Source organism: Albimonas marina (assembly GCF_029223255.1).
GTDB lineage: Bacteria > Pseudomonadota > Alphaproteobacteria > Rhodobacterales > Rhodobacteraceae > Albimonas.
On record NZ_JARHUC010000006.1, the window covers coordinates 395,032 to 414,750 of the forward strand.

Here is a 19,719-nt window from a genome sequence, read left to right on the forward strand (position 1 = left end):
CGCGCGAGGCGAGCCCCGGGCGCAACCCTGGTTCCGCGCGCCCCTCGCACGATCGAGCACGCGCGCGCCCCACGCGGCGCGCCTCCTTCGTTCCGGCGGGCGGGCGCGCGTCCTTTCGCATGCGCCCCCGCGCCTTGACGCGCCGCAGCGCCGGACATAGCTTCCGCGCGCTTCGGAATCCCCCCAACCCCATACCGCGGTCCGCCCCTCCGACGGCGGGCCCGGCAAGGAGGCCGCCATGTCGCCTGCGACCCCGACCGCCGCACGCCGCGACGCAGCCGATCTGCCCGTTCCCCCGGGCGCCACGGCCTGCATCGCGCTTTCCGACGGAACGGTCCTGTTCGGGCGAGGCTTCGGCGCGCAGGGCGAATCGGTCGGCGAGCTGTGCTTCAACACGGCGATGACCGGCTATCAGGAAATCATGACCGATCCGTCCTACGCGGGGCAGGTCGTCACATTCACGTTTCCGCATATCGGCAACGTCGGCGCCAACCCCGAGGACGACGAGACCGGAGAGCCGGTGGCGCTGGGCATGATCGCCCGCTGGGACCCGACCGCGCCGTCCTCCTGGCGCTCGGCCGAGCCGCTGTCGGACTGGCTCTCCAAGCGGGGCCGGATCGGCGTGGGCGGGGTCGACACCCGCCGCCTGACCCGCGCGATCCGCCTCAACGGCGCGCCGCACGCGGCCATCGCCCACAACGCCCAGGGCGACTTCGACCCCGCCGCCCTGATCGAGAAGGCCCGCGCCTTCGCCGGGCTCGAGGGCGCGGACCTCGCCAAGGACGTCTCCTGCACCCAGTCCTACCGCTGGGACGAGACCCGCTGGGCCTGGCCCGGCGGCTTCCCCAAGCGCGAGGGCGTCGGCCGCCGCGTCGTCGCCGTGGACTACGGCGCCAAGCGCAACATCCTGCGCTGCCTCGCCTCCGCCGGCTGCGACGTCACCGTGCTGCCCGCCACCGCGACGGCCGAGGACGTGCTGGCCCATGACCCCGAGGGCGTATTCCTCTCCAACGGTCCGGGCGATCCGGCGGCGACCGCGGTCTACGCCGCGCCGATGATCCAGGGCGTGCTCGACAAGGGCCTGCCGCTGTTCGGGATCTGCCTCGGCCACCAGATGCTGGCCCTCGCGCTCGGCGGCAAGACCGTGAAGATGTCCCACGGCCACCACGGCGCGAACCACCCGGTGAAGGACCTCGAGACCGGCAAGGTCGAGATCACCTCGATGAACCATGGCTTCGCGGTGGACGCCCAGAGCCTGCCGAAGGGCGTGGTCGAGACGCATGTCTCGCTCTTCGACGGCTCCAACTGCGGGATCAAGGTCGAGGGCAAGCCGGTGTTCTCGGTCCAGTATCACCCCGAGGCGAGCCCGGGGCCGATGGACAGCCACTACCTCTTCGACCGCTTCGTCGCCTCGATGGGCTGACGCCTGAACGGTCGACGCCGCCGGAACCGTTGAAGGCCGCCCTCCGGGGCGGCCTTTTCGCTTTGCGCGGGCGAGCGGGGCGGGGGCGAGTTGACAGCTGTCAACTCGCGCAACCGCTTCAGAGGGCGGGAAGGTCCAGCGGGTCGAGGATCGAGCGGCCGCCGTCCACGTCCACGATCTGCCCGGTCACGAAGCCCGCGGCGGGGCAGGCGAGGAACAGGGCGGCCTCGGCGGCCTCGGCCGCGTCGCCGATCCGGCCCAGCGGCGTCGCGCGGATGATGTCGGCGCGGAAGTCCGGCTTCTCGCGCAGGGATTCGCGCATCGCCGCCGTCATCAGGGAGCCCATGGCGACCGCGTTCACCCGGATCCCCTCGGGCGCCAGCGCCACGGCCATCGAGCGGGTCATCTGCTCGATCGCCGCGCAGGCGACCGAATAGGCAAGCGTCTTGGGCGCGGCCCGGCGCGCGGCGACGGAGGAGAGGTTGACGATGGCGCCGGTGGTCCCGCCCGCAGGGGGCGGAGTCTCGGCCGCCTCGCGCTGGGCGATCATCCGCCGCGCCGCCGCCTGGCAGAGCTGGAAGGAGACGCGCACGTTCAGCTCGAAGCTGGTGGACAGCGTGGCGGGGTCCATCTCCAGCAGCTCGCCCGGCTCGATCACCCGCAGGCAGTTGGCCAGCACGTCGACCCGGTCGTAGGCGTCGAGGGTCGAGGCCATCAGGTTCTGCACCCCCAGCGAGGCCGCGAGGTCCGCGGCGAAGCCGGTCGCCTCGCCCCCCTGCTCCCGGATCCGCTCCACCGTCTGAGAGAGCGACGCCTCGTCCCGGTCGCAGGCGACCACGCGCGCCCCCGCCTGCGCGAACCGCACGGCGACCGCGCGGCCCACGCCGCGTCCCGCCCCGGTCACCACCGCGGTCTTGCCCTCCAGCGCCAGCGCCATGAAACACCCTCGTCGCCGCCTCGTCCGAGCGCGCACCCTAGCCGCGACCGGAGCGGAACGGAACGCCGGATGCGGCGCGCCCGGCGCCTGACGCGACCGCCCCCGGAGCGCCGCGGCGGGGGGCGGCCGGCCTGAGGAGACGGTCGGGGCGTTGGTTAACAAAGCGTTGAAACGGCGCCGGCGCGCCGCGGCCCTTGCCATGACCGGGGCGCGGGAGTGTATTCAGGACCGCATTCGTTCAGGGAGGACGCCGCCCATGACCTCGCCCTTCGCCCTCGGGTTGGATCGCACGCGCGCCAACCACCGCCCGCTCACGCCGCTGAGCCTGCTCGACCGGGCGGCCGACGCGTTCCCCGAGCACTGCGCGGTGATCAACGGCGACGAGCGCCGCTCCTACGCCGAGCTGCGCGCCCGCGCCCGGCGGCTGGCCTCGGCGCTGGACGCGATGGGGATCGGCAAGGACGACGTCGTCTCGGCCCTGCTGTTCAACACCCCCGCGATGCTGGAGTGCCACTACGGCCCCGCGATGATCGGCGCGGTGCTGAACGCGGTGAACACGCGCCTCGACGCGGCCGGCATCGCCTTCATCCTCGACCATGCCGAGGCCAAGGTGCTGATCGTGGACGCAGAGCTCGCGCCGCTGGCGAAGGAGGCGCTGGCCCGCGCCTCGGTCAATCCGCGGGTGATCGTCTATCGCGACCCGGCGGCGCCCGAGACCCATGCCGCGGCCGGCGAGGGCGAGGACTACGACGCCTTCCTCGAGACCGGCGATCCCGGGTTCCAGGGCCCGGGGCCGCAGGACGAGTGGGACGCGATCGCGCTGAACTACACGTCCGGAACCACGGGCGATCCGAAGGGCGTGGTCTACCACCACCGCGGCGCGATGCTGCTGGCGACGGGCAACGTGATCCATTCGGGGATGGGGCAGCACCCGGTCTACCTGTGGACGCTGCCGATGTTCCACTGCAACGGCTGGTGCTTCCCCTGGACGATCTCGGCCAAGGCCGGCACCCATGTCTGCCTGCGCGCGGTGCGCGCGAAGCCGATCTTCGAGGCCATCGCCGAGCATGGGGTGACCCACATGTGCGGCGCGCCGATCGTGATGTCGACGCTGCTGAACGCTCCCGACGCCGACAAGCGCGCGCTGCCCCACGCGGTGCAGTTCCTGACCGCCGCCGCGCCCCCGCCGGAGGCGACGCTGGCCGCGATGGCCGAGGCCGGCTTCAAGGTGACCCATGTCTACGGGCTGACCGAGGTCTACGGCCCCGCCGTGATCAACGAGTGGAAGCCCGAGTGGGACGCGCTGCCCCCCGCCGAGCAGGCCCGCCTGAAGGCGCGGCAGGGCATCCGCTACGCCGCGCTCGAGGCGCTGGACGTGCTCGACCCCAAGACGATGCAGCCCGTGCCCGCCGACGGCGAGACGATGGGCGAGGTCGCCTTCGCCGGAAACGTGGTGATGAAGGGGTATTTCAAGAACCCGTCCGCCACCGAGAAGGCGCTGAAGGGCGGCTGGTTCTGGTCGGGCGACCTCGCGGTGAAGCATCCCGACGGGTGGGTGCAGCTGAAGGACCGCTCGAAGGACATCATCATCTCGGGCGGCGAGAACATCTCCTCCATCGAGGTGGAGGAGACGCTCTACCGCCACCCGGCCGTGGCCATGTGCGCGGTGGTGGCGCTGCCCGACGAGAAGTGGGGCGAGACGCCCTGCGCCTTCGTCGAGCTGCGCGAGGGGCGCGAGGCGACCGAGGCCGAGATCGTGGCGCACTGCCGGGCGGAGCTCGCCCACTTCAAGGCGCCGCGCAAGGTGATCTTCGGGGAGCTTCCCAAGACCTCGACCGGCAAGGTCCAGAAGTTCGCGCTGCGCGAGCAGGCGAAGGCCCTGGCCGAACGCGGCGCCGCCTGACGCGGACCGCGAGGACGGCCGTGCGGCGTGGACCGCGCGGCCGGGCGCCCGGGGGGGCGGCTTGATGCGCGACCGTGACGAGGACGACGAGGACGACGCCCCGCCGGGCCCGCTGGGGCGGCTGCGGACGCGGCTTTACGAGCAGCTCGATTCGGAGGGCTGGCGCGGCGAGCTGATGTCGCCGCTGAACGCGCTGGTGGCGGCGATGGTGGCGCTGGCCTGCCTGGCCGCGGCCCTGCTGACCGAGCCGTCGCTGTCCGACCTGCACCCTTGGATGGAGCGGCTGCTGGCGCTCTGCGCGGCTTTCTTCACGGTCGAGTTCCTGGGCCGCGCCTGGGTGAAGCCCGAGAGTCCGCACTGGCGGGCGATGGGCTGGCGGAGCCTGCGTGGCCCCGCCGGCTGGCACGCGGGGCTGGACCTGCTGGCGCTGCTGGGGATCTGGATCGAGGTGGCGACGGGGGCGGGCTACGGCCTGTCGGCGATGCTGCGGCTGCTGCGGCTGCTGCGGGTGTTCATCTCGGGCTCCGACACCGCCATGGCGCGCGCGGCGCGCGAGGTGCTGCGCGCGGTGCGCGAGCGGCGCATGGAGCTGACGGTCAGCGCGACGGTGGCGGGGCTGGTGCTGATGGCGGCCTCGATCGCCATGTACCTGGCCGAGAAGGACGTGCAGCCGGAGGTGTTCGGCTCGATCCCGCGCGCGATGTGGTGGTCGGTGGTGACGCTGACCACGGTGGGCTACGGCGACGCGACGCCGGTGACCGCGGCGGGGCGGGTGATCGCGGGGCTGACGGCGCTGTTCTCGATCGCGCTGGTGGCGCTGCCGGCGGGCATCATGGCCGCGGCCTTCTCGGACGCGATGCAGCGCGCGCGGCGCCGGCGCGACCCCGACGGCTGAGGCCGGGGCCGCGACGGCGCGGGGTCAGCCGCCGGGGCGCTGCCGCGGAGGCTGGCCGGCGGGGCCGAGCGCGAGGGCGCGGCGGGTCTCGGTCTGGCCGGGCTTGGGCGGCGCGTCGGGGGCGGGCGTCGGCGCGGGGGCCGCGACGGGCGCGGTGGCCGCGAGGCGCAGCTCGGCCGCGTCGGTCGCGTCGCCGTTGCCCTCCTTCAGCGCGGTGACCACGCGGGCGAGGTGGCCCAGCTTCGCGCCGTCCTTCATCGAGGAGCTGTCGAAGACGCCGAGCGAGGCGATCAGGGCGCGGTCGTTGACCTCGGTGAAGGCGCGCCAGAAGCGCTCGCCCAGCACCGGGACGACGTGCTGGCCCTTGTCCTCGACCAGGACGTAGAGCGTGTCGGCGACCTGGCGGGTCTCGACGATCTTCACCACCGAGGGGTCGCCCCCCAGCCCCGCCGAGGCGCGCCCGTCCGAGGAGCGCAGGAAGGCCTCGAGCGCCTTGAACCCGGCCTCGGGGGCGCTCTCGAACAGGGGGTGGTCGCCGATCGAGAGGGTGACGAGCCCGTCGACCGTCGCCGGCTGGGCGATGGGCTGGTCGGGGGCGGCGTCGGCGGCGGTCAGCGCGTCGGCGGCGCCGGCGAGCGCGCAGTCCTCGATCAGCACGAAGGCCGCGGCGCCCTGGGGGCGGACCGAGCCGGGATCGACGCAGAAGCCCGTGGGCGGGGTGATGACCACGGTGCGCCCGCCCGCCTGGATGGCGGCCGCGGCCTGGGCGGGGGGCGTCTGGCCGGGCTTGGGCGCGCCGGGCGGCACGCAGGCGGCCAGCGCCGTCGCCGCGGCCAGCGCCAGGGCCGCGCGGGGCAGGGCGGTTCCGCAGAAGGATCGGGCCGGGCCGCCGCGACGCAGGGCGTCGCGGACGGCGGGTCGGGGGTCGGGTCGGCTCACGCGGGGGCTCGGCTCAGAGGTCGGCGTAGACATGCGTCTCTGCGGCGGCGCCGGGATGGGTGACCGCGCCGTAGCGGGCCGAGCCGACGAGCTTCGCGTATTTCCACAGCGCCCCCGAGGCGTAGTTGGTCGGGCGCGGGCCCGCCCACTCGGCCTTGCGGGCGGCGAGCTCGTCGTCCGACAGGTCCACCGTCAGCTCGCCCTTGATGGCGTCGATGGTGATCGTGTCGCCGGTGCGGATCAGGGCGATGGGGCCGCCGTGCGCCGCCTCGGGGCCGACATGGCCCACGCAGAAGCCGCGGGTGGCGCCCGAGAATCGCCCGTCGGTGATCAGCGCCACCTTCTTGCCCATGCCCTGGCCGGAGAGGGCGGCGGTGGTGGCCAGCATCTCGCGCATGCCGGGGCCGCCGGCGGGGCCCTCGTTGCGGATCACGAGGACCTCGCCTTCCTTGTAGGAGCGCGCCTTGACGGCGGCGTAGGCGTCCTCCTCGCATTCGAAGACGCGGGCGGGGCCGGTGAAGACCTGGTTCTCGGCCGCGATGCCGGCGACCTTCACGATGGCCCCGTCGGGCGCGAGGTTGCCCTTCAGCCCGACGACGCCGCCGGTGGGGGTGATCGGGGTCTCGATGGGATGGATGACCTTCCCGTCGGGCTTGCCGGTCACCTCTTCGAGGTTCTCGCCCATGGTCTTGCCGGTGACCGTCATGCAGTCGAGGTGCAGGAGGCCGGCCTTCGCCAGCTCCTTGAGCACGATCGGCACGCCGCCGGCCTCGTAGAGGTCCTTGGCCACGTAGCGGCCGCCGGGGACGAGGTCGACGAAATAGGGGGTCGAGCGGAAGATCTCGCAGACGTCGTCGAGGGTGAACTCGATCCCCGCCTCGTGGGCGATGGCGGGCAGGTGCAGGCCGCCGTTGGTCGACCCGCCGGTGCAGGCGACGATGCGGGCGGCGTTCTCGAGGCTCTTGCGGGTGACGATGTCGCGCGGGCGCAGGTTCGATTCGACCAGCGCCATCACCGCCTGGCCCGAGGCCTCGCAGAACTGGTCGCGGCTCTCGTAAGGGGCGGGCGCGCCGGAGCTCAGCGGCAGGGCGAGGCCGATGGCCTCGGAGACGCAGGCCATGGTGTTGGCGGTGAACTGGCCGCCGCAGGCGCCGGCGGAGGGGCAGGCGACCCGCTCGATGATCGCGAGCTCGGCGTCGGATATCTCGCCGGCCTGGTGCTTGCCGACCGCCTCGAACACGTCCTGGACGGTGAGGTCGCGGCCCTCGTGCCGGCCGGGCAGGATCGAGCCGCCGTAGACGAAGACCGACGGCACGTTGAGGCGGACCATCGCCATCATCATGCCGGGCAGGGACTTGTCGCAGCCCGCGAGGCCGACGAGCGCGTCGTAGGCGTGGCCGCGCATGGTGAGCTCCACCGTGTCCGCGATCGCCTCGCGGCTGGCGAGCGAGGAGCGCATGCCCTCGTGCCCCATCGCGATGCCGTCGGTGACGGTGATGGTGGTGAACTCGCGCGGGGTGCCGCCGGCGGCCTTCACCCCCAGCTTCGCCGCCTGCGCCTGGCGCGAGAGGGCGATGTTGCACGGCGCGGCCTCGTTCCAGCAGGTGGCGACGCCGACGAAGGGACGGTGGATCTCCTCGTCGCTCAGCCCCATGGCGTGGAAGAAGGAGCGGTTGGGCGCCCGCTCGGGACCCTCCGTCACGTGACGGGAGGGCAGGCGGGACTTCAGGCTGGTCTTGGCGTCCATCGGCTTCGCATGTGTGAGAGGCTTCGGAACGGGGGCCCGAAACGGACGGTCATCCTCCCGGCGGACGGCTCGTCCGTCCTTCTTGGCTGCGCCGGACGATACGCCCCAGCCGCCGGGGAGGAAAGGCCTGCCGCCGGGAGAGCGCGCCGCGGCATGGCGCCCGGACTCGGGGCGGCCGGCGCAGGCCCCGCGGCGGGGCGCGGCGGCGGCGGATCGGGGGCCCGCTGGATGAAAATCCGGGGGCGGCGAGGCCCGCTCGCGCGCATTTGCATCGAATATGAATGATCTATGAATTATTCGGCTGGACGGCGCGTCGCGCCCCGCCTATCTTCGCCGTTCCGGCCCGCCGCGCGGGCTTCCCGGTGGCGGCGACGTATGACCCGATTCACCCACCCGCTGGTCGCCTACGCCGCCCCCGCCGTGCGGGGCGCGAGCGCGGTTCGGACGGTGATCGGCGTGGCGCTGACGGCCGGATTCGTCTTCCTGTTCGTGAAGGTCGCGCGCCTGGGCATGGCCGCGGCGCTGCTGGGCCCCGACGAGGCCCCGGTGGCGCGCGACGCGGCCACCCTGCATGCGCCGCTGGGCGTGCTGATGACGCTGGGCGCGTTCCTGGCGGTGTGGCCGGCGCTGTGGCTGGTGCTGCCCTTGGTGCACCGGCGTCCGGCCAACACCCTGTTCGGCCCGCAGGGGCGCATCGACTGGGGCCATTTCCGGCTGGGCCTGGCGGTGGCGCTGGCGGTGGGGGCGGCGGCCTGGATCCCGCTGCTGGCGCTGCACGGGCCCGAGATCATCGTCTTCCCGTCGCTGGCGGGCTGGCTGGGCCTGCTGATGCTGGCCGCCCCCCTGATCTTCGTGCAATGCGCGGCCGAGGAGATGCTGTTCCGCGGCTACCTGCTGCAGCAGTTCGCGGCGCGCTCGCTGTCGATCATCGGCTGGTCGGTGGCGCCCTCGATCCTGTTCGGCTTCGCGCATCCGACCGAGGGGGCCTGGCTGGGCTTCTCCTGGTATCACTTCTTCTTCGGGCTGGTGATGGCGGCGGTGACCTCGCGCACCGCCAACCTGGGGGCTGCGATCGGGCTGCATTTCGGGATCAACCTGGTCAACATCGCCTTCGTCTCCCCGCAGGAGCTGGTCTCGGGCCTGGCGCTGTTCGTGGTGCCGCAGACGGTGGACAGCTTCGCCCCGCGCATCGCCTACGTGGTGATGATGTTCATCGGGGCCGCGCTGTTCATGGGCTACATGGACTTCCGCTTCCTGCGCGCCTGGCGCGCCGCGCGACGGGCCGAGAAGGCGGAGCAGGCGGGCCTGGGCGCAGCCGCGCCCCCGGAGGGCGCCGCGGCGCGCGAGCCGACGCCGAGCCGCGATTCTCACGGGCCGGCCGGGCCGGCCGTTCCGGCGGAATAGGCGGCCCTGCGGGGACGGCGACTGACGGGCGCCCCTGCGGGCGGCGCATGAAAAAGGGGGCCGCGGGGCCCCCTTTCGCATTCCGGACCGGCGAGGCCGCGTCTCAGCTTCGCAGCACGCCGCCGGTGGCCTTGGTCACGGCGGCGACGACCTTCTTGGCCACCGCCTCGATCTCCTCGTCGGTCAGCGTCCGGTCGGCGGGCTGGAGGCGCACCGACAGGGCGAGCGACTTCTTGCCCTCGCCCAGCGACTGCGCCGCCTTCGGGCCGTCGAAGACGTCGAAGATCACCGCGCTCTCGACCAGCTTCTTGTCGGCGCCGCGGGCGGCGCGCAGCAGGGTCTCGGCCTCGGTCTGGGCGTCCACGACGAAGGCGAAGTCCCGCTCGACCGCCTGGAAGTCGGAGGCCGCCAGCGCCGGGCGGGCGATGGTGCGGGCCTTGGGGGCGGGGACGTTGTCGAGGTAGATGGTGAAGGCGACCGCCGGCCCCTTCACGTCCATCGCCTCGAGCGCGCGGGGGTGCAGTTCGCCGAAGGCCGCCAGCGGGTTCTTCGGGCCGAGCCCCAGCACCGCCGAGCGGCCGGGGTGGAACCACTCCGGCGCCTGGCGCAGCGGCATCAGCCGCTCGACGTTGACGCCGAGGGCGGAGAGCGCGGCCTCGGCCGCGGCCTTGGCGTCCCACAGGTCGGGGGCGCGGCGGGCGCCGGACCACTCCCGCGGGGCCATGGCGCCCACGATCACGCCCGAGGCGGTGATGCGCTGGTCCTCCGGCTCGCCGCCCGACCAGCCGGGGCCGATCTCGAAGAGCGCGATCTCGGCCGCGCCGCGCGCCTGGTTCCGCGCCGCCGCGGCCAGCAGGCCGGGCAGGGGATCGGGGCGCATGTGGCTCATCTCGGAGGAGATGGGGTTCTCCAGCTTCACCGCCTCGTCGCCGCCGCCGAAGGCCGCGGCGTGCTTCTGGGCGACGAAGGAGTAGGTGACGCACTCGTTCATGCCCTGGGCGGCGAGCGTCCGGCGCACCGCCGCCTCGCGCTTCTGGCCCAGCGTCATCGTCGGCCGGGTGACGCCGGTCGAGAGGCGGGGCAGGGGCTTGGCCTCGAGCTTGGTGAGGGAGGCGACGCGGGCCACCTCCTCGACCAGGTCCGCCTCGCCCATCACGTCGGGGCGCCAGGAGGGGACGCCGACCATGATCACGCCGCCCTCTTCGCGGGGCGTGAAGCCCAGCGATTCGAGGATGCGGACCTGCTCCGCCTCGGCGATGTCCATGCCGACCAGCGAGGCGCAGCGCGCCGGGTCCAGCCGGTAGCTGCGCGCGGTGTCGGGGGTCTTGCCCGCGACCAGGATCTCGGAGGGCTCGCCGCCGCAGAGCTCGAGGATCAGCTTCGTGGCGAGCTCGATGCCCGGCACGCAGCTTTCCGGGTCCACGCCGCGGTCGAAGCGGTAGCGGGCGTCGGAGTTGATCTTCAGCTTGCGGCCCGACAGGGCGGTGCGCACGGGATCGAACCAGGCGGCCTCGACGAAGACGTCGGTGGTCTCCTCGGTGCAGCCCGAGTGCTCGCCGCCCATGATGCCGCCCAGCGATTCCACGCCGGCGTCGTCGGCGATGATCGTGACGCCCTCGGGCAGCGCGTAGGTCTTGCCGTCGAGGGCCAGCAGCTCCTCGCCCTCGCGCGAGAAGCGGACCACCAGGTCGCCGGTCACCTTGGCGGCGTCGAAGACGTGCAGCGGGCGGCCGCGGTCGAAGGTGATCAGGTTGGTGACGTCGACGAGCGCCGAGATCGGGCGCAGGCCGATGGCGCGCAGCTTCTTCTGCAGCCAGGCCGGCGAATGGCCGTTCTTCACGCCGCGGATCAGGCGGCCGGCGAAGACGGGGCAGGCGCCCTGCGCCACGTCGTCGGCGATCGTCACCGCGATCGGCGAGGGGAACTTGCCTGGCACGGGCTCGATCGCCGGGGTCTTCAGGCGGCCCAGGCCGCGCGCGGCGAGGTCGCGCGCCACGCCCGCCACGCCCAGCGCGTCGGGGCGGTTGGGGGTGATGGCGATGTCGAAGACCGGGTCGTTGAGGCCCGCGTAGTCGATGTAGCGCGCGCCCAGCGGCGCGCTTTCGGGCAGGTCGATGATCCCGTCGTGGTCCTCGGAGATCATCAGCTCCCGCTCGGAGCACAGCATGCCGTTCGACTCGACGCCGCGGATCACGCCGGGCTTCAGGTCGACGCCGGTGCCGGGGATGTGCAGGCCGGGGCGGGCGAAGACGCCGACCAGGCCGGTGCGCGCGTTGGGCGCGCCGCAGACGACCTGCACCTCTTCCGAGGGCGAGGCCGGGCCGTTGGGCCAGGTCTCGACCCGGCACAGGCGCAGCCGGTCGGCGTTGGGGTGCTGGACGGCCTCGATCACCCGGCAGATGGTGAACGCGCCGAGCGACGCCGCCGGATCCTCCAGCGACTCGAGCTCCAGCCCGAGGTCGGTGAGGGTCTCGGCGATCTCCTCGGCGGTGGCCTCGGTGTCGAGGTGCTCCTTGAGCCAGGAGAGGGTGAACTTCATCGCATCGCTCCGCTGCGCGTGTCGCTTCCCGGGCGTTCTACCTTTCCCGCGCCCGGTGTCCACTCCCGCAAGCCCGCGCAGGCGCCGCGTCCCCCGTCGCGCCGGCCGCCCCGCCCCGCCCGCGGCGCCCCCCGGCGCAGGCGCCCGGCCCCCCCGTCTCCCCGCCTGCAGCCCCGGGCGCCCGGCGCGACGCCCGCACCGGGTCGCGAAGCGCCTGTTCTCCGGAGCCGTCTCTCGCGGATGCCGGAAAGAGCGAGTCGGGGGGCGGGGTCAGGGATCGCGAAGCGACCCCGCGCAAGCGGGGCTTGTCCTTGACCCCGCCCCCCGACTCGCTCAGGCATCCATCAGCGAGAGACGGATCCGGAGGACAGGCGCGGCCCTGTTCTTTGGTGAGTCAGGAGCCCGCCGGAGGCTCCCCCCTTTCCAGTCCGGGCGCGCCCCCCGCAACAGGCCCAAGCCCGCCCGCAGGGCGCCTGCGGACTCCGTCCCCCTTGTCCCGCCGCCCGTTCCGTCCTACCCCGCCTCGCAACGCTTCCCCGGGGGATCCGATGGACCACTTTCTCTATCGCGACGGCCAGCTTCATGCCGAGGACGTGCCTGTGGCCGACATCGTCGCCGCGGTGGGCACGCCCCTCTACATCTACTCGACCGCCACGCTGACCCGTCACTACCGGGTCTTCGACGAGGCGCTGTCGGGCCTGCCGCACCTGATCGCCTATGCGGTGAAGGCGAACGGGAACCTCGCGGTGCTCAAGACGCTGGGCGATCTCGGCGCGGGGATGGACGTGGTCTCGGAGGGGGAGTTCCGCCGGGCGCTCGCCGCCGGCGTGCCCGGCGGCCGGGTGGTGTTCTCGGGCGTGGGCAAGACGGCGGAGGAGATCGCCTTCGCGCTCGCGCACAACGTCCGCCAGCTCAACGTCGAGAGCTTCGAGGAGCTGGAGCTCGTCTCCCAGGTGGCGGTGGCCGAGAACCGGAGCGCCCCGGTGGCGCTGCGGGTGAACCCGGACGTGGACGCCAAGACCCACGCCAAGATCGCCACCGGCAAGTCGGAGAACAAGTTCGGCATCCCCATCGCCCGCGCGCGGGAGGCCTACGCCCGCGCCAAGGCCCTGCCGGGGATCGAGGTGATCGGCGTCGACGTGCACATCGGCAGCCAGCTGACCGACCTCGCGCCGTTCGAGAGCGCCTTCGAGAAGGTCGCCGAGCTGACCCGCCTGCTGCGCGAGGACGGCCACGACATCCGCCGCATCGACCTGGGCGGCGGCCTGGGCATTCCCTACCGCCAGGCCAACGAGGCGCCGCCTCTGCCCTTCGACTACGGCGCGCTGGTCAAGCGCACGGTGGGGGACCTGGGCTGCGAGATCGAGATCGAGCCCGGCCGCCTGATCGCCGGCAACGCCGGGATCCTGGTGGGGCGCGTGGTCTATCGCAAGCAGGGCGAGGGCCGGGTGTTCCTGGTGCTGGACGCGGCGATGAACGACCTGGTGCGCCCGGCGATGTACGACGCCTGGCACGACATCGTCCCGGTGCGCGAGCCTGCGCCGGGGGTCGAGCGCGCGGAGGTCGACGTGGTCGGCCCGGTCTGCGAATCCGGCGACACCTTCGCCAGGGCCCGTCCGCTGCCGCCGCTGGAGGCGGGCGACCTGGTCGCCTTCCGCAGCGCGGGCGCCTATGGCGCGGTCATGTCTTCTGAATACAATGGCCGCAGACTGGTGCCCGAGGTTCTGGTGAACGGCGATCAATTCGCCGTGGTCCGGGCGCGACCGAGCTTTGACGAGATGATCGCCCGGGATACCATTCCCTCCTGGACCGCCTGAGGTCCGGGTCCGCGGATCCGGGCGCGGGCGACCGCTCCGCCGCTCCCGTCCCGGGCCGCGCGCGGGGCCCCCTGGCGCGGAGGGCCGCTGAATGACCCGTCCCACCGAGGACCCCCGGACCGGCCTGGATCGCGGCGACGCCGCGGGGCCGGATCGCGGCGACGCCGCGGGGGCGGAGCGCCCGGCGCCCGATCCCGTGCAGGCGCGCATCGCGCGCGAGACCCGGCGCAGCCTGCGCGCGCTGTGGCTGGAGCGGATCGTGCAGTCGGTCTGGCCGGCCTACGCGGTGGTCGCGGCCTTCCTGGGCCTGGCGCTCGCCGGCGCGTTCGAGGCGATGCCGCGCTGGGCGCACCTGGGCGCGCTGATCGTCTTCGGCCTGGGGTTCGTCGCCACCGTCGTCTGGGGAGTGCGCAGCTTCCGCCGGCCCACCGCGGCCGAGGCGCGGGCCTCGCTGGAGGTGGACCATGCCGACCGGCCGCTGGCGGCGCTGGCGGACCGGCAGGCGACCGGCATCTCCGATTCGGGCGCGCGCGCGGTCTGGGCCGCGCACCAGCGGCGCATGGCCGAGCAGGCGGGCCTGCTGAAGGCCCGCGCCGCCGAGCTGCGCCTGTCCTCCCGCGATCCGATGGCTTTCCGCCTGACGGCGCTGGGCCTGCTTCTCTTCGGCCTGCTGGCCGCGGCCGGCGGGGGCGGGGACCGGGTGGTCTCGGCCTTCGATCCGGGCGCCGCGCCTTCGGGCGCCGTCGAGATCCGGCCCTCGGTCGAGGCCTGGGCCACGCCCCCCGCCTACACCGGCGCGCAGATGGTCTACCTGACCGAACGGGCCGGCCAGACGGTGGCGCTGCCCCAGGGCTCGCGCATCTCGCTGCGGGTCTACAACGCCGCCGAGACCCCGGCGCTGAGCCAAGACGTGGCGGGCGCGGAGGTCGCCCTCGCGCCCTTCGGGGAGCGGACCTGGGACCTGCAGCTCGAGGCCGTGCGCACCGGCTCTCTCTCGGTCGATCCGGGGCAGGGGGCGGGCGTCGCCTGGTCGTTCGAGATCGCGCAGGACGCGCCCCCCAGCATCGCCTTCGACGACGAGGCCGGACCCGCCGTGGACCAGGCCGAGACCGGGGCGCTGCGCGTGGCCTTCCAGGCCGCCGACGACCACGGCGTGACCACCGCCTGGGCGGTGATCGCGCTGGACCGCGAGGCGCTGGGCGCGACCGACGAGACGCCGCCCCCGCCGCCGGGGCTGGAGACGCCCATCGAGATCGAGCTGCCCCTGCCCCTGACCGGCGCCGCAGAGACGGTGCGCGAGGCGCTGATCGAGGATCTGACCGAGCATGGCTGGGCGGGCCTGCCCGTCACCGTCACCCTTCACGCCGAGGACGCGCTGGGCCAGTCGGCCCAGGCCGGCCCGCGCAAGGCCGTGCTGCCCGCGCGCCCCTTCTACGACCCCATGGCCCGCGCCCTGGTGGAGGAGCGGCGGGCGATGGCCTGGTCGATGGGCAACCTCGCCCCCGCCTCGCAGCGCCTGAAGGCCGCCACCGCCTATCCCGACGACTGGTTCGACAACCTCGCCGGCCCCTACCTGATGATCCGCTCGGCGATCCGGCGGCTGGACTACGCGCTGGCCGACGGGCGGCAGGCCGAGGAGGTCGGCTCGGTCATGGACCTGCTGTGGCAGGCCGCGCTGATGCTGGAGGAGGGGGACCTGAACTCCGCCGCAGAGCGTCTGCGCCGCGCCAAGGAGCGGCTGTCCGACGCGATCGAGCGCGGCGCCTCGCCCGAGGAGATCTCCCGCCTGATGGAGGAGATGCGCCAGGCGATGAACGAGCTGCTCAACGAGATGGCGCGCCAGGCGATGGAGAACCTCGACCAGCTCGACCAGCAGGGCGAGCAGCGTGGCGGCCAGCAGCTCTCGAACCGGGACCTGCAGGAGATGCTCGACGAGATCGAGCGCATGGCGCAGGAGGATCCCGCGGCCGCGCAGCGGATGCTCGAGCAGCTCGCCCAGATGCTGCAGAACCTGCAGATGCGCGCCCAGCAGGGCGGCGAGGGCCAGCAGGGGGAGGGTCAGCAGAGCCTCGACCAGCTCAACGACATGCTGCGCGAGCAGCAGGATCTGGCCGACCGCAGCTTCGGCGAGATGCAGCGCCGGCAGGGCCAGAACGGCCAGCCCGGCCAGCCGGGCGAGGGCCAGCAGGGCCAGCGCGGCGGCCAGGGCGGGCAGGAGTTCGGCCAGAACGGCCAGGGCGAGCAGGGCGTGCCCGGCATGGGCGGCGACCAGCAGGGCAACGGCATGGCCGGCGCGGCGCAGGAGCAGGAGGCGCTGCGCCAGCTCCTCGATCAGCTGCGCCGCAACCTGCCCCGCGGCCTGAGCCCCGAGGCCGAGGAGGCGCTGCGCGGCGCGGACGAATCCATGGACGGCGCCCGCGAGGCGCTGGAGGGCGACGATCCCGGCGAGGCGCTGGACGACCAGGTGCAGGCGATGGAGAACCTGCGCGAGGGCGCCCGGCAGCTGGGCGAGGCGATGCGCCAGCAGGCCCGCAACGGCCAGGGCGACCGCGCGGGCGAGGGCGACCCCAACGCCCAGGACGAGGGCCGCGACCCGCTGGGCCGCCCCACCGCCAACCGCGGCGCGATGGAGGGCTCGGACACCGAGGTGCCGGGGCAGGAGGCGCTGAAGCGGGCGCGGGAGCTGCTCGACGAGATCCGCCGCCGCGCCGGCGACCGCACCCGACCGGAGGTGGAGCTGGAATACCTGCGCCGGCTGCTGGAGCGGTTCTGAGGCCGCGGCTGGTCCGGCTGCGACCGCCGCTGCGTCGGCCCCGAACGCCGGCTGAAGATCGGAACGCCCCGCCGTCGTGCGGGGCGTTTCCCGTTTCGTCCGTCGGCGGGCGGAGCGCAGGAGGCCCCGGGTCAGGCCCGGGGCGCGCGCCCGCGGCGATCTTGGCGCAGGCGACGGAAGGGTTGGTTCAGGCGCGGGCGGCGTTCCCGAGGGTCCGGAGGCGCCTCACCGCCCGGACGCCCCGAGGTCGTCGCGACCGTCGCCCCCGTCCCGGCCGGCCCCAGGCACCGAGGCCGCGCCGCCGCGGCGAGCGGGACGGCGGCCCCGGGCGCGACGGCTCACGCCGCGGCCTCCGCCCTCGGGCGTCGCGCCGCGGCGCACGAAACTGCGGCCCCGGAAGCGCTCAGGGCTTCTCGAGGAAAATCTCTTCCTGCACGCGCCCGGTCTCGCGCCAGCCGGCCTTGGTCAGCAGGGCGAGGACCTCGGGCGCGTTGCGCGCGCGGGTCTCGATCATCATCACCCCGCGGTTCGCCGCCAGGATCCGGGCCATGCCGCGCAGGGCGGCGACCTCGTGGCCCTCGACGTCGATCTTGAAGGCCAGCGTCTCGCCCTCGGGCGCCGCGAGGTCGTCGAGCCGGGCGGTGCGGATCGTCTCCGCCCGCGCGAAATCCCGCCGCGCCGCCTCGTCCGCCGAGGCCGAGAGGGTCGAGAGGCCCGAGGAGCGCGGGTCGATGGCGATCTCCGCCTCCCCCTCCGCGTCCGACAGGGCTAGCGGATGCACGCGCACCCGCTCCGCCAGCCCGTTCAGCGCGAGGTTCCCCTCGAGCTTCGCGCGGGTGGTCGAGACCGGCTCGAACGCCTCGATGGGCAGGTCGGGATGCGCGAGGCCCAGCGTCACGGAATAGAGGCCGAAGTTCGCGCCGATGTCGTAGAGCCGCGCGGGCCGCGCCCGCGCCACGGCGTCGGCGAAGCGGGCGCGCTGCTCGGCCTCGAACGGCTGGCCCGCCAGCAGGCGCAGGTCCAGCCAGTCGTTGGGATCCAGCGCCCAGCGCGCGCCCAGCCGCTCCACCACCCGCGGGCGACGGTCGAGCCGCGCCAGCCGCTTCCGGATGCTCCACCACAGACGCATTCAGCCTCTCCCCACCCCGGCCTGCCGCGCCAGCCACAGCCGGCGCCGGATCCCGTCTCGCCAGCGCCGCGCGCGCCCGTCGAGATGCCCCACGGCGGCCGGATGCCCCAACGGTCCGTAGACATGACCGCCCCCGGCGTAGAGGTCCACCACCCCCTCCAGCCCCTCGGCCTTGCGCGCCTCGGCGGGGATGAACGGCAACACCCGCGCCCGCGCATGGGCGACGTCGACGAGGTGCGGGTTGTTCGAGCGGCCCGAGACGCGGCAGCAGGGGAAGGGGACCTGGGGCTGGGGCGTCATGAAGTGGTCGTAGCCCACCGGCCGGTTCCAGCGCTTGTTGAAGCGCAGGTGGTTGATCCCATGCGCCGCCATCCCCTCGACCAGCGCGCCCAGCGGGTGGTCGATCGCGGGGGCCAGGAACACGAAGTCATGCTCCAGCTGGCAGGCGTAGGCGCCCTCGGCCATCTCGATCGAGCGGCGGTAGCCGTCGGCGAGGCCCGAGGTCGCCACCACCTCGATCTCGCGGCCGGGCAGGGGGGCGCGGGCGGCCTCGATCCAGGCCTCGAAGACCTGGGGGTTGGGATTGGGGTCGCAGAACAGACGGATGCGCAGGTCGTGGCTCGCCTCGGGGTCGAAGGCGGCGAGGAAGCTCGCGCCCGCGTGGCCCGCCAGGCAGCGCGCCGGATCCGCCGAGGCGACGTTGGAGAACAGGTTGAGGTTGAAGACCGGCCGCGCCATCGTGCCCCCGAGATCCCGCCCCACCCCGGGCGGCGGATGGACCGTAGGAGCGGGCGCATGGCGGAGCAATGGCGAAGGGCCGGGACGCGGACGCGCGGGCGCGGATGCTGACCGCCGCCCGCGCCGCCTGGGCGCGCCTCGACTTCGCCGGCCTTCGCGCGGCCCTCTCGACGCCGTGGGAGGCGCTCCCCCGCGCCGCGCGCCGCCCCCTGGACGGGCCGGTGGCGGAGGGCCTGCGCCGGATCGAGGGGCCCGTCGCCGCGAACCCGATGTCCGGCGCGCTGTTCCTGGGCGGCCGACGCCTCGCCCCGCCCCCGCCCGGGGCGGGGGGGGAGCCGCGCCCCACCGACTGGATCGTGCAGACCTTCCCCAGCCGCCTGCGATATCCCGCGATCGCCCCGATCTGGTACGGGGAGCGGGCCGACCTCGCCGCCATCCTCACCGAGGCGCTGCCCCGCGCCCTGATGCTGGACCGGGATCCGGAGGCGGCCGGGGCGGTGGCGCTGGTCGGCCTGCCGCTCGCGCGGCTCGACCGGATGCAGGAGATGCTGAACGCCGGCGTCTTCGCGCCGCGGGCGGTGAAGGCGCATGCCTGGGACAAGGTGATCTCCGCCCCCCGCGCCTGGCGCCCCGAGGCCGCCCCTGCCGCGGCGGAGCTGCGCGAAGGCGCCCGGCGGGTGCGCGAGGCCTTCGCCGGCGGCGCGCGGGACGTGGGGCCGCCCGTGGTCCTGCTGCCCTCCGTCGACGGCGAGGCCGCCCGCGCCCTGCGCGCGGCCGCCGGGCGGACGGGCGCGCTGGCGCTCGATCCCGACGCGACGCCGCTCTCCCGCCTGGTCCCGGCGCTGGCCGCCGCGCCCCGGATTCTCGCGGCGGACGGTCGGGCGCTCGCCGCCGCCCTCCTGGCCTCTCCCGGCGCGGCCGCGGCGCTGCCGGCGGGGGGCGAGGCGCCCATTTCCGTGGCGTCCGCGATGGAGATTCCTCCGGAGATTCTCCCGCATGGCGCTACGGAACCTTGGCTGGCGTCCGGGGCGGTATTCGTAAGTCGCTGAAAAAACTGTCATTTACCAAAAGAGAAAAAATACGTCGTTCTGTCAAAAAAGCGGTTGCAGCCACCGGGGAATCCCCCTAGAAACCGCCTCACCGACGAGGGGCGCTGCTTCTCGGCCGGTTCAGCGGCAGCCGCGAGCGTCCAGAGCGTTCCGACAGGAACGAGCGGACGGGTTGTCGCCAGGCTCTTTGACATAGCGGGTTCTGGAAGGGACGTGCGGACGGTTCGGTTGTTGGGGATCTTTCCTGACGGTTTTGAAGTCTGCATGTCGCCTGCTGAGGAAGCTCTGATCTTTCGGGATTGGGGTGGACGATGAGGCAGGTACTACGTGGCCAACTTGCTCTGACTACGGTTGGGGTGGGATTGGTCGCCAGTAAGTGATGCATGCAGGTCCAAAACGTCGGATGGACGTTCTTCGGAACGTTTC

General features: G+C 73.8%; 13 protein-coding genes. 7 read left to right on the top strand and 6 right to left on the bottom strand.

Features of this window, described 5'->3' with window-relative positions; genetic code table 11:
- Positions 1–238 precede the first annotated feature (238 nt).
- A complete protein-coding gene (gene carA / locus P2H44_RS18370; RefSeq protein ID WP_275765658.1) occupies positions 239–1,423 on the top strand; it encodes a glutamine-hydrolyzing carbamoyl-phosphate synthase small subunit in 1,185 nt (394 codons plus the stop codon).
- 118 nt (positions 1,424–1,541) lie between these two features.
- Here the strand turns inward: carA and P2H44_RS18375 are convergent, their stop codons facing one another.
- Entirely contained in the window at positions 1,542–2,360 is an 819-nt protein-coding gene (locus P2H44_RS18375; protein ID WP_275765659.1) for an SDR family NAD(P)-dependent oxidoreductase, read from the bottom strand.
- A 256-nt stretch (positions 2,361–2,616) separates the two neighbouring features.
- On the opposite strand from P2H44_RS18375, the gene P2H44_RS18380 reads away from it, so the two are divergent.
- Together P2H44_RS18380 and P2H44_RS18385 are read left to right on the top strand one after the other, a co-directional pair.
- Entirely contained in the window at positions 2,617–4,263 is a 1,647-nt protein-coding gene (locus P2H44_RS18380; RefSeq protein WP_275765661.1) for an acyl-CoA synthetase, read from the top strand.
- A 64-nt stretch (positions 4,264–4,327) separates the two neighbouring features.
- Positions 4,328–5,158 (top strand): potassium channel family protein, encoded by an 831-nt coding sequence (locus tag P2H44_RS18385; protein ID WP_275765663.1) that lies wholly within the window; start codon positions 4,328–4,330, stop codon positions 5,156–5,158.
- Between the two features lie 24 nt (positions 5,159–5,182).
- Here P2H44_RS18385 and P2H44_RS18390 read toward each other — a convergent pair whose 3' ends face one another.
- Together P2H44_RS18390 and ilvD are read right to left on the bottom strand one after the other, a co-directional pair.
- On the bottom strand, positions 5,183–6,097 hold the full coding sequence (locus tag P2H44_RS18390) for a hypothetical protein (protein WP_275765664.1): 915 nt from the start codon (positions 6,095–6,097) through the stop codon (positions 5,183–5,185).
- Positions 6,098–6,110: 13 nt separating this feature from the next.
- Entirely contained in the window at positions 6,111–7,844 is a 1,734-nt protein-coding gene (gene ilvD / locus P2H44_RS18395; protein ID WP_275765665.1) for a dihydroxy-acid dehydratase, read from the bottom strand.
- 375 nt (positions 7,845–8,219) lie between these two features.
- Here ilvD and P2H44_RS18400 point away from each other — a divergent pair, with 375 nt between their 5' ends.
- Entirely contained in the window at positions 8,220–9,248 is a 1,029-nt protein-coding gene (locus P2H44_RS18400) for a CPBP family intramembrane glutamic endopeptidase (RefSeq protein ID WP_275765667.1), read from the top strand.
- 103 nt (positions 9,249–9,351) lie between these two features.
- On the opposite strand, the gene pheT is transcribed toward P2H44_RS18400, so the two are convergent.
- Positions 9,352–11,787 carry a phenylalanine--tRNA ligase subunit beta gene (gene pheT, locus P2H44_RS18405; RefSeq protein WP_275765669.1) on the bottom strand — a complete coding sequence of 812 codons (2,436 nt, stop codon included), beginning with the start codon at positions 11,785–11,787 and terminating at the stop codon, positions 9,352–9,354.
- 548 nt (positions 11,788–12,335) lie between these two features.
- Here pheT and lysA point away from each other — a divergent pair.
- Both lysA and P2H44_RS18415 read left to right on the top strand, forming a co-directional pair.
- Positions 12,336–13,604 (top strand): diaminopimelate decarboxylase, encoded by a 1,269-nt coding sequence (gene lysA, locus P2H44_RS18410; protein WP_275765671.1) that lies wholly within the window; start codon positions 12,336–12,338, stop codon positions 13,602–13,604.
- A 91-nt stretch (positions 13,605–13,695) separates the two neighbouring features.
- Positions 13,696–16,377 carry a TIGR02302 family protein gene (locus P2H44_RS18415; RefSeq protein WP_275765672.1) on the top strand — a complete coding sequence of 894 codons (2,682 nt, stop codon included), beginning with the start codon at positions 13,696–13,698 and terminating at the stop codon, positions 16,375–16,377.
- Positions 16,378–16,780: 403 nt separating this feature from the next.
- Here the strand turns inward: P2H44_RS18415 and P2H44_RS18420 are convergent, their stop codons facing one another.
- Together P2H44_RS18420 and P2H44_RS18425 are read right to left on the bottom strand one after the other, a co-directional pair.
- Positions 16,781–17,506 carry an FkbM family methyltransferase gene (locus P2H44_RS18420; protein ID WP_275765673.1) on the bottom strand — a complete coding sequence of 242 codons (726 nt, stop codon included), beginning with the start codon at positions 17,504–17,506 and terminating at the stop codon, positions 16,781–16,783.
- Positions 17,507–18,244, bottom strand: coding sequence for a hypothetical protein (locus P2H44_RS18425; RefSeq protein ID WP_275765674.1), 738 nt, complete (start codon positions 18,242–18,244; stop codon positions 17,507–17,509). It abuts the gene before it with no gap.
- Positions 18,245–18,312: 68 nt separating this feature from the next.
- Here P2H44_RS18425 and P2H44_RS18430 point away from each other — a divergent pair, with 68 nt between their 5' ends.
- Entirely contained in the window at positions 18,313–19,293 is a 981-nt protein-coding gene (locus P2H44_RS18430) for a hypothetical protein (protein ID WP_275765675.1), read from the top strand.
- Positions 19,294–19,719 lie beyond the last annotated feature (426 nt).